At 60.3% G+C, this 8882-nt stretch carries 5 protein-coding genes; all 5 read right to left on the bottom strand.

Annotation, left to right across the window (positions count from 1 at the left end; all coding sequences use genetic code 11):
• Positions 1-92: 92 nt before the first annotated feature.
• Positions 93-1796, bottom strand: coding sequence for a sensor histidine kinase (locus tag VEZ52_RS04430; RefSeq protein ID WP_324835712.1), 1704 nt, complete (start codon positions 1794-1796; stop codon positions 93-95).
• Positions 1796-4423 (bottom strand): PEP/pyruvate-binding domain-containing protein, encoded by a 2628-nt coding sequence (locus VEZ52_RS04425; RefSeq protein ID WP_324835711.1) that lies wholly within the window; start codon positions 4421-4423, stop codon positions 1796-1798. Before VEZ52_RS04425 ends, VEZ52_RS04430 begins: the two co-directional genes overlap by 1 nt.
• Positions 4424-4590: 167 nt before the next feature.
• Positions 4591-6108 carry a FliI/YscN family ATPase gene (locus VEZ52_RS04420; protein WP_324835710.1) on the bottom strand — a complete coding sequence of 506 codons (1518 nt, stop codon included), beginning with the start codon at positions 6106-6108 and terminating at the stop codon, positions 4591-4593.
• A 6-nt stretch (positions 6109-6114) separates the two neighbouring features.
• Complete coding sequence (locus VEZ52_RS04415; RefSeq protein WP_324835709.1) at positions 6115-7734, bottom strand: FliH/SctL family protein; 1620 nt, start codon at positions 7732-7734, stop codon at positions 6115-6117.
• Positions 7735-7771: 37 nt separating this feature from the next.
• Positions 7772-8767, bottom strand: coding sequence for a flagellar motor switch protein FliG (gene fliG, locus VEZ52_RS04410; RefSeq protein ID WP_240824569.1), 996 nt, complete (start codon positions 8765-8767; stop codon positions 7772-7774).
• Positions 8768-8882 lie beyond the last annotated feature (115 nt).

Below are 8882 nucleotides of genomic sequence, written 5' to 3'. Positions count from 1 at the left end.
TTCCAGAAATTCCACTTCGTCGTCCACAAACAATGCGCGCATGGAGGCCTCCTTCATATGGCAGCATGCCCCATTGGGGCCGCCTAGTGGTATTATGCTTCTGCGCTTTCTTCAGGCGCGAGCTGCGGCGGTTCCGCAGGCAGAAAAATATTGAATGTGGTGCCGTGCCCAAGCTCGCTCTGCACGTCTATGCGCCCACCGAGCTTTTCAAGAATGGTGTAGCAGATGGCAAGGCCAAGCCCCGTGCCCTCGCCCACCTTCTTGGTGGTAAAGAATGGGTCAAAAATCTGCCGCAGGGTTTCCTGATCCATGCCCGGCCCTGTATCGGTAAAGGAAACGCGCACTCCAGTACGCCAGGGCTGCGTGCTGACGGTCAGGGTGCCATTCTTGCCCATGGCATCAATAGCATTGTCTATCACATTGATGAATATCTGTTCAAGCTGTGCCGGGTCGGACAAAATTACGGGAACATGCGCATCGTACTGCCGCACGATGGCGATATTGCGGTTGGCGGCTTCGGTTTTGAGCATCTCCACGGCCTGATCGGCCAGGGAACTGATAAGAATTTCCGTGCGGCCCGGATTCATGCGCCGCCCAAAGCCCAGCATGCGCTGGGTGATACCCTTGGCGCGCTTGACGTGCTGCTCGATTTTTTCCGTACTGTCAAAAATCTCTTTGTAATTCTTCATGGTTGACGGGTCTTCATCGTCCAGCAGGTCGCGTATCCAGCCCGCGTTTTCCTGAATGAGCATCAGGGGATTGTTGACCTCGTGCGCCACGCCAGCCGCCATCTTGCCCAGTGCGGCCATCTTGCTTGACTGCAACATGCGCGCGTCAATATGGGCCTGCTTTTGATCCGAAGCTTCAAGCGAAGCCACAAGCCGCCGGGTGCACAGCTCCGCGCCCATGCAGGTCAGCGCGCCGCCAAGCAGGGTAAAGAAGAGTATCAGCGCCTTGAGCTGCCGCAGGGGCTTGAGGCTGTCGCGCACATCATCCATGACCACCAGCACCCAGGGCATGGAATCCAGCCGCATCATGGCCACCACCATTTCTTCGCCGCTGGGTATGGTGGCATGCATGGTCACAACGTTGTTGCGGGTCAGGTTCTCCTGCGGCAGGGCAAAGCTGCCCATGATCTCGCCGTAAAAACGTGAACTCGTTTGCAAAATACCGTTATTACTTACAATAAAAGCGTCGCTATGCGGCCCGGAATAAATGCGCCGCAGCAGGGCGTCGATGGCGTCCATGTCAATGGTGGCGCGCATGATGTAGCTGCGCCCGCCTTCGTGCCGCAACACGGCAATGATAAAATGCGGCACATGCCGGTAGCCCATGAACACATCGCTGACGTACACGCCCTTGCGCACCACTTCTGAAAACCAGGGCGCTTCCGAATAATTGGCGTCCCGCAGGTCAAACGGCCCCACATAGGAAACATGACGGCCGTCCATGCCGATGATGCCAAGATCCACAAACGAGCGGCTGTTGCTTTGTAGCACGGAGAAAATTTCGCTCAGGCGCGCAGGGTTGCTCAAGTCAGAATACGGGTGGGTGAAGGCCAGGTTTTTGACCTGCGCGATGCGCTCCACCATGAAGGTATCAAGGGCGCGGTGCTTGCTGCTGATGACAGCCTCAATACCCGCAGTAATTTTTTCGTCATAGATGGCGCTGAGCCTGTCCAGACAAAACATCCCCAGAGCGGCAAGCGGCGTGAGCGCCATGAGCAGCAGCGTTATCAGCACGCGGCGGTAAATTGCCCTGTAGCCTCGGTGGGATGCAGGCACGGTGGACGACATTAACGGGCCTCCTGGGATGGAGAATCAGCAACGCCAGCCAGGGATTCTCCCCTGAAAAGCGCCCGGCAGTGGGCCAGCATTTCCTTGCGGCGGGCCGCAACCTGGCCTGGGTCCTGCATGATCATGTCGAGCTGGCGGGTGTGGATGGTCATATACCCTGCCACTGCCAGCAGGCGTTCGCCTTCTTCCTTGTCCATATCCTTGAGCGTGGCGCTCACGGCATCGTTGCGCACCACGGGTGAAAAGCCGAATTCCCAAAGGATATCGGCCACAAAGCGCACCCGCAGAATACGGCGCTCAATGTCGGCAGCGCCGCCGCGCAACTGAAAATTCAGATAATTCTCGCTGGTGCGCTCCGAAAGGCGCGCCTCAACCGAAACAAAATGGAAGCCAAAGCGGGAATGCAGGCTGCAATAATCGCTGGAGATAAGAAAATAATTTTTTTCAGTGAAATACGCCGTCTGCGCGGCAGGGTCCAGATTGGGATTGGCTGTGGCCTCAAAAAGCACAGAAAGAAAACCCTTGCCGTCCACAGGCGGCGGCCCCTGCCAAGGGTGGGCGTTCATGCCTTGCCACAGGGCCAGCATGGGCAGCGAGGCAATGTCTTCCACGTCAATGACAGGCCCGTTGGGGGTACGCACAAATCCATCACTGAGGTTGACCACCCAGAACTGCTTGACCACCTTGTCGCGCAGTTGCTTGATGCGCTGCGGGGCGTACTTTTTTTCCGAGCCAAGGCTGAACATGGCGCTCACTGCCCTTTCGTGGCAATAGCGCACAATGTCGTGATATGTTGCGCAGTTGGCCGCCTTGAAGTCCACGCTGTCCACCTCGAGCGTCAGGGGCAGAATGCGCCGGGAGGCGGTTTGCAGAATCTGGTATACAGGGCTGCCGGGCATGTAGTCCTTGCCCGGAGGTATCTTGGGCAACAGGGAATCCTGCCGGTTTTCGTACACGGTGCACAGGTCTGCGCAAAGGGTGATGCGCTGGTCGCTTTCCACCACTTCCGTGGCCCATTTGAGGCCAAAGATTGCGGGTTTTCCGAACTCCCGCGCCAGCGAAGCCAGCCGCGATCCCTGAAAACCGCGCTCCGCCACAATCCCGGCGGCGCGGTCAATGAGCGAACCCCATATGTAATTATCGTCCGGTACCACGAGGATGCCGCCAGTGGGGAACCTGCGCGCGTCTTCCCAGCGGCGGGCCACCCAGGCAGGGCCGGATACGCGGCCCGGATTGACCGTAAATCCACCCTCCAGCAGCAGGACATCGTCCAGGGCCTTGGCAGGCTCCGGCAAGGCGGGTTCTTCCTCCTGCGGCAAGGACATGGGCCGCGCCATAAGCATAAAAACCCGGCCCTCGGGATTGCACACCCAGGTGAGCACCTCGGGCCTTCCGGCGGCTTCTTCCACCGCGAGGGCAAGTTCTGCGGCACGTATGGCAGTGGCATCGTCCAGCACCGGACGCTTGGCTTTATAGGGCCGGCGGTCTGTCACCGTGTGCGGCGCCGCGCGCGAAACACTTATGGCGTCCACCGGCAAGGTGGAATACTCCACCTCCTGCGGCAGGCCCGCGCATCCGTAGACATGCACGTTTTCGCTGTGCGGGGTCAATGGCGCGGAGGACTGGGCAATGCCGCCAAAACATCCCTCATCCACCGCCATGCAGGTGAGGCAGACGCCAGCCCCCCCTTCTGTCAGCCCGCGCGCACGGCGGTATACCAGTGCCTGAGCGCGCTGCTTGCTGGACAGGGTTACGCGCACCGCGCGCAAAATATCATCGTCATGCGCCTGCAATGAAACAGGCGGCCCCCACAGCACGACGCCGCAGCCTTCGCCCTCGCCAGCGTCAGGCGGCCATACGCGCCCGCGCAACAAAAGCTGCATGGGTTTGTTGCAAAGGCCGCGCAAACGCTGCACCTGCTCAAGGATGGCAGCGGCAAGGTCTTCCGGCAGGGGGGTTCCCTCCACCAGCGCGCCCAGCTTTTTGGAAAGCCGCGCCAGATGGTTGGGGGCCAGGCCGCCAGCCGCCTGAATGCAGCGGTTGATCTCGCTTTGCAGGTCGCCGCTCTGAAAATAGTGCTGGCACCCCGCCGCCGTGACCACAAAGCCCTGCGGCACAGCACCGGGGAAAATGGGGCGCAGTTTTTCAAGCCGGGCGGTTGCCGGATCCACCAGCACCCGACCCTCGCTGTGCAGAGCGGCCAGGCATCCGGCATCGTCCTGACACAGGGGAACAACCAGCGGCCCGAGCAGGCAGGCTTCCGGCTCGTACACTTCTTCCGCCACCAGCTTTTGCAGTTCGCCAAAGCGTGCGTAGAGGGCCGGGCAAGGCGCGGGGTCAAGCCGCTCAAGCTGCTTGATGCACTGAAAAACCTGTGTGGCCATAGAGGTGCAGAGCGCACGCACGCGATACAGGCCAAAAGGATGATCGCAGCAAAGCGTGTACTCCAGATCGGTCATGGTTTCCTGAAAGGCGTTCCATGCCGTGAGAAACAGGCGGAAGGAGTGGTGCCGCAAGGCAAAAAAGCGTTGGGCTTCCTCCGCCGCGCTGACGGAAGAAGAGGAAACGGCTTCGTCGCCCCGGCGGGCGCCTCGCGTTAAAAAGCCCAACAGACGGCTCAGGGACATGGCGGCTCCACAAGATAAGGCTGTAAACCTGCGACAACGCGAAAAACCGCGCAGCGCCAGCAGTTACACATTGAACCTAGCACAGCACTAAGCCGCCTTCAAGCCGCATGTGACAGAATTCCCATTCTCAAAAAAAACAAATGTGGAAAAGAAAATTATGGATAAAACTACAGCGGTGCAACGCCGTTGGGCTGTTGCGGCACAGGCATGCCGCCCTGCGGATTGCCTTGCGCCTCGCCCTGCTGGTCATCGCCCATATCAGCCAGAAGGCGTAACTGGGCCATGCACATCTCCACAAACTGGGGTTCGCCCACATCCTGCCGCAAAAAGGCGTTGATGTCCGGCATCTTGGTAATGGCTGCGTCAATCTCCGCATTGGAACCCTTGGCGTAGGCACCAATATTGATCATGTCTTCCACGCGGCGGAAGGTGCTCATGCAGCGGGTGACAACGCGGCCCGCGAGAACATCCTGCCGGTCGCAAATGTCGGAACGCAGACGGCTGATGGAACGCAGCACGTCAATGGCGGGGAAATGCCCCTGGTCAGCCAGGTCGCGGGTAAGCACAATATGCCCGTCAAGGATGGAACGCACGGAGTCGGCGATGGGCTCGTTAAAGTCGTCGCCGTCCACAAGTACGGTATAAATCCCCGTGATGGTTCCCTTGGCGGAACGCCCCGCCCGCTCCAGCAGCTTGGGCAACTGGGCAAAAACCGAAGGCGTGTAGCCCTTGGTGGTGGGCGGCTCGCCCACGGCCAGCCCCACTTCGCGGGCAGCCATGGCAAAACGGGTTACGGAGTCCATCATCAGCAGCACGTCCATGCCCTTGTCGCGGAAATATTCTGAAACAGCCGTGGCGGCATAGGCCGCGCGCATACGCACAAGAGGAGACTGGTCTGACGTGGCGATAATCAGCACGGAGCGGGCCATGCCCTCGGGGCCGAGGTCGCGCTCCATAAATTCCACAACTTCGCGCCCGCGTTCGCCAATGAGGGCAATGACGTTGACATCAGCGCGGGTATAGCGGGCCATCATGCCCATGAGCGTGGATTTGCCCACGCCCGACCCGGCCATGATGCCCACGCGCTGCCCCTTGCCAAGGGTCAGCAGGCTGTTGACCGAGCGCACGCCCACATCAAGAATATCGGTAATGCGCGGGCGTTGCAGGGGGCTTGGCGGATCGGCATAGATGGGCACCAGCTCTGGATTCCAGTGTTTGCGGGCCTCCTCGAGCCAGTGGGGCACAAAGGGGCGCTGCTCTTCCTGCTGGCGAAGAAAATCTTCTCTGGAGCTTTCCCCCGAAGGCAGGGGCGAAACGTAGAGTTCCGCGCTTATGGGCGCACCGGCATCCAGCGGGGTACCAAAGGCATCAAAGGCGCGGCCGAGCAAATCCGGCCCTACCGGGAACACCGGGGGGAGACTTGTGTTGCGGATACGGCTGCCGGGGCGGATGCCCCGCATGTCGCCATAGGGCATGAACAGCAGATTGCCTTCGCGAAAGCCCACAACTTCGGCGGCGATGCCGTCGTCTCCTTCATCGGGCAGCATATGGCATACGGCCCCAAGGGGCGCGCGCAAACCGCTGCCCTCGGCCACAAGGCCCACGACCTTGTTGACCTTGCCGTAGAGGCGTACTGGCGTGCTTGTTTTGAGCAGCTTTATGCAGGAATCGGGGTCAAGCTTCATGGCTGGCTACCCCGGCTGGCCGTTGCCCGAGCCGGGCAGAAAGCCCCCGCTGACAAAGACGCTGGAAGAAGATTGCGAGGCGTGTTCCTTTTCCTCTTCCGGCAGGGGAAAGAGCTCGTCCTCAAGCTCGGCAAGGCTGGGATTGGCATTGTGTTCCGCTGCCTGAGCATGGGCAGGCTGCGGGGCCTGCGCCTGAGCGGGCTGCCCTTCAATGCCGTCATCAGGCTGCGCCATCGGGGCCGGGGATGATTCCGCAACTTGCGCGCCTGCCTGCACTCCGGATTCCGGCATGGAATCCTGCATTATTTCGGGCGAGGCATTGGCAGAAGGAACTGCGGCATCAGGCTGTGCGGCAACATCAGCTGGCGCAGGTTCCAGCCCTTGCTCAAAAGATTCAGGGGCTGCAACCATATCATCAGGCCCGGATGCGGGCAAAATTTCGTCATGAGCGAGGCCAGCGTCATCCTGCCCGGCAAAGGCGGCCTGCTCGGGCTGCGCATTTGGGGCCATACCGGGTGCAGATTCGTGCGAAAATTCCGGCCCGGATTCCGGCGAGCCTTCAGCCGCCAGAGTTTCAGCCGGATGTTCTGGCAGGAGTTCCGGCTGTTCCACTCCATCTGCTGGCACTGCCAACGCTTCAGCCGCCTCCGCAGGCGCGGGTTCCGGCACAGGGGCAGCCTCCGGCACGACTTGCGTCAGCCGCGCAGATTCACGCGCAGCCGTGGCGCTCACCTCTTCCCCAGCCCTTTCTTCCTCTGGGCGCGGCGGCAAGGTCAGATGCTCCAGAATACCGTTGACCATTTCGCGGTAATGCCCGCGCAGATTCTCCACAGAACCGCTGACGCTCTCGGCCACAAGGCCGCCAGCCTCAACAGAAGGATCGCCGTTCACGATCCATTGGCTCAGCTCGGGCACACGCTCGCGGGCGGCCCGAAACAGGTCGCTCACGGTATCCTCGTCATCGGGATGCACGCGGATGCTCACGGTGGCGCGGTCTTCCAGCAATTGCAGTGAACCAAAGACCAGATTCTGCAAAATGCGCTGATGCTCTGCCTGCAAAATCCAGCCGGTTCCGGCCTCAACGGCCACGCGGGCCAGTTCTGCCAGCTCATCGCGCCAGGCTTCGCCAAGGCTGAGGCGTTGCGCCTCAAGAGCGCGCAACATGTTGCCGAGCATCTGCCCCACATCAATGCGGAACTCCTTAAGCTCGGCCCCGGCCTGCTCCATGCCCGCCTGAAAGCCTTCATTATGCGCGTTGCTGCGGATGAACTCCGCTTCTTCGCGCAAATCGCGGGCCTTGCCATGCTCGGTCTCGGCCTCGGCCAGTTCTGCCTGCGCCTGAGCCTTCAGCTCCTTGGCTTCGCGCGTGAACTGCTCCACGCGGGCCTGAGCCTCGGCCCCGGCCTCTTCCAGCACCTTTTGCCTTTCGGCATAGGCTGCGCCAAGAATCTCGCGCGCGCGTTCCTCGGCCCTGGCGCGCACCCGGGCAAGATAGTCCTCCTGCTGCAGGTGCTGGACGCGCTCACGGAGCAAGGGTTCCTGCATGGCATCAAGCTGCTGAGGTGTAGCCTCGCGCTCGCCCATGAAGATGGTGCCCCATTTTTTGCGCAACTCGTCTGACGCCATGCCCGATTCCGATGGTTACAGATTCTGCGGCTGGCCGCTACACAAACACGTCGCCAGCGCCACGGCTGATGACAAGCTTGTTTTCGCCTTCAAGCCGCCGCACGATCTTGACGACATTCTGCTGGGCCGACTCCACGTCCGAGAGTTTGGCCGGACCCATGAATTCCAGTTCTTCGCGGATCATGTTGCCCGCGCGTTCCGACATATTCTTGAAGAATTTTTCCTTGAGGTCGTCGCTGGCCCCGCGCAGGGCCAGGGTGAGATCTTCGTTGGAAATTTCCTTCAGCATTTCGCGCACGCCACGGTCGTCAATATTCTTGCAATCCTCAAAGACAAACATGAGGTTGCGGATATCTTCGGCCATCTGCGCGGAATCTTCTTCGATTTCGGAGAGCACTTCTTCTTCGGTGGCGCGGTCCACGGCATTGAGAATTTCTGCCACAGACTGCACGCCGCCCACTTTTTTGCCTTCCTTGCCGCCCATGGCGATAAGCTGGCTTGTGAGCACCTTGTCCACTTCCATGAGCATTTCTTCCGGCACGGCTTCAAGCCGCGCAAGGCGCATGAGCACCTCGGCGCGCACGCCCGCGGGAAGGTTTGTCAATAAATTGGCGGCCTGATCCGGATGCAGGTGACCAATGATCAAGGCCAGGGTTTGCGGATGCTCGTTGCGCAAAATCTGTGAAAGCAGCTTGGGGCTGACCGATTCCAGCTCGCGGAAGGGCGCGGGGCCGGTTTCAAGGCTCAGGGAGTCCATAACGTACTTGGCGGTTTCAGGATCAAGGTTTTTGACCAGCAGGCGTTTCAGCGTGTCGCTGCCGCCCGTGATCATATCCACGCCTTCAACCAGCGATTCGTGGAACTCGCGCAGCACTTCTTCGACTGTTTCGCGCGGCACAGGCTCCAATTCAACGATAGCTCTGGAGATGTCGGCTATTTCCTGCCGGTCCATGCGTTTGAACACGTCAGCCGTGAATTTGTCGCCCATGGCGAGCAGCAGCACTGCAGTACGCTGTTTGCCGGTCAACTCCATCTCCCTACTCCTTCACCGAGATCCGCACTAGGCTGCTCGGGGTTGCTTATTCCTTGTCTGCAAGCCAGCGCTTGATAAGCCGCACGGCCTGATCCATATGCTGCTCGGTAATGTG

Source organism: Desulfovibrio sp. (assembly GCF_035644575.1).
Classification (GTDB): domain Bacteria; phylum Desulfobacterota; class Desulfovibrionia; order Desulfovibrionales; family Desulfovibrionaceae; genus Desulfovibrio.
The sequence above is the reverse complement of the archived record's forward strand: the minus strand, read 5'-3'. Positions and strand labels throughout refer to the sequence as shown.

Excerpts from the sequence above, each read along its gene's own strand:
- fliG (WP_240824569.1), bottom strand. The coding sequence starts at position 8,767 with ATGGAGTTGACCGGCAAACAGCGTACTGCAGTGCTGCTGCTCGCCATG.
- VEZ52_RS04425 (WP_324835711.1), bottom strand. The coding sequence starts at position 4,423 with ATGTCCCTGAGCCGTCTGTTGGGCTTTTTAACGCGAGGCGCCCGCCGG.
- VEZ52_RS04415 (WP_324835709.1), bottom strand. The coding sequence starts at position 7,734 with ATGGCGTCAGACGAGTTGCGCAAAAAATGGGGCACCATCTTCATGGGC.
- VEZ52_RS04430 (WP_324835712.1), bottom strand. The coding sequence starts at position 1,796 with ATGTCGTCCACCGTGCCTGCATCCCACCGAGGCTACAGGGCAATTTAC.
- VEZ52_RS04420 (WP_324835710.1), bottom strand. The coding sequence starts at position 6,108 with ATGAAGCTTGACCCCGATTCCTGCATAAAGCTGCTCAAAACAAGCACG.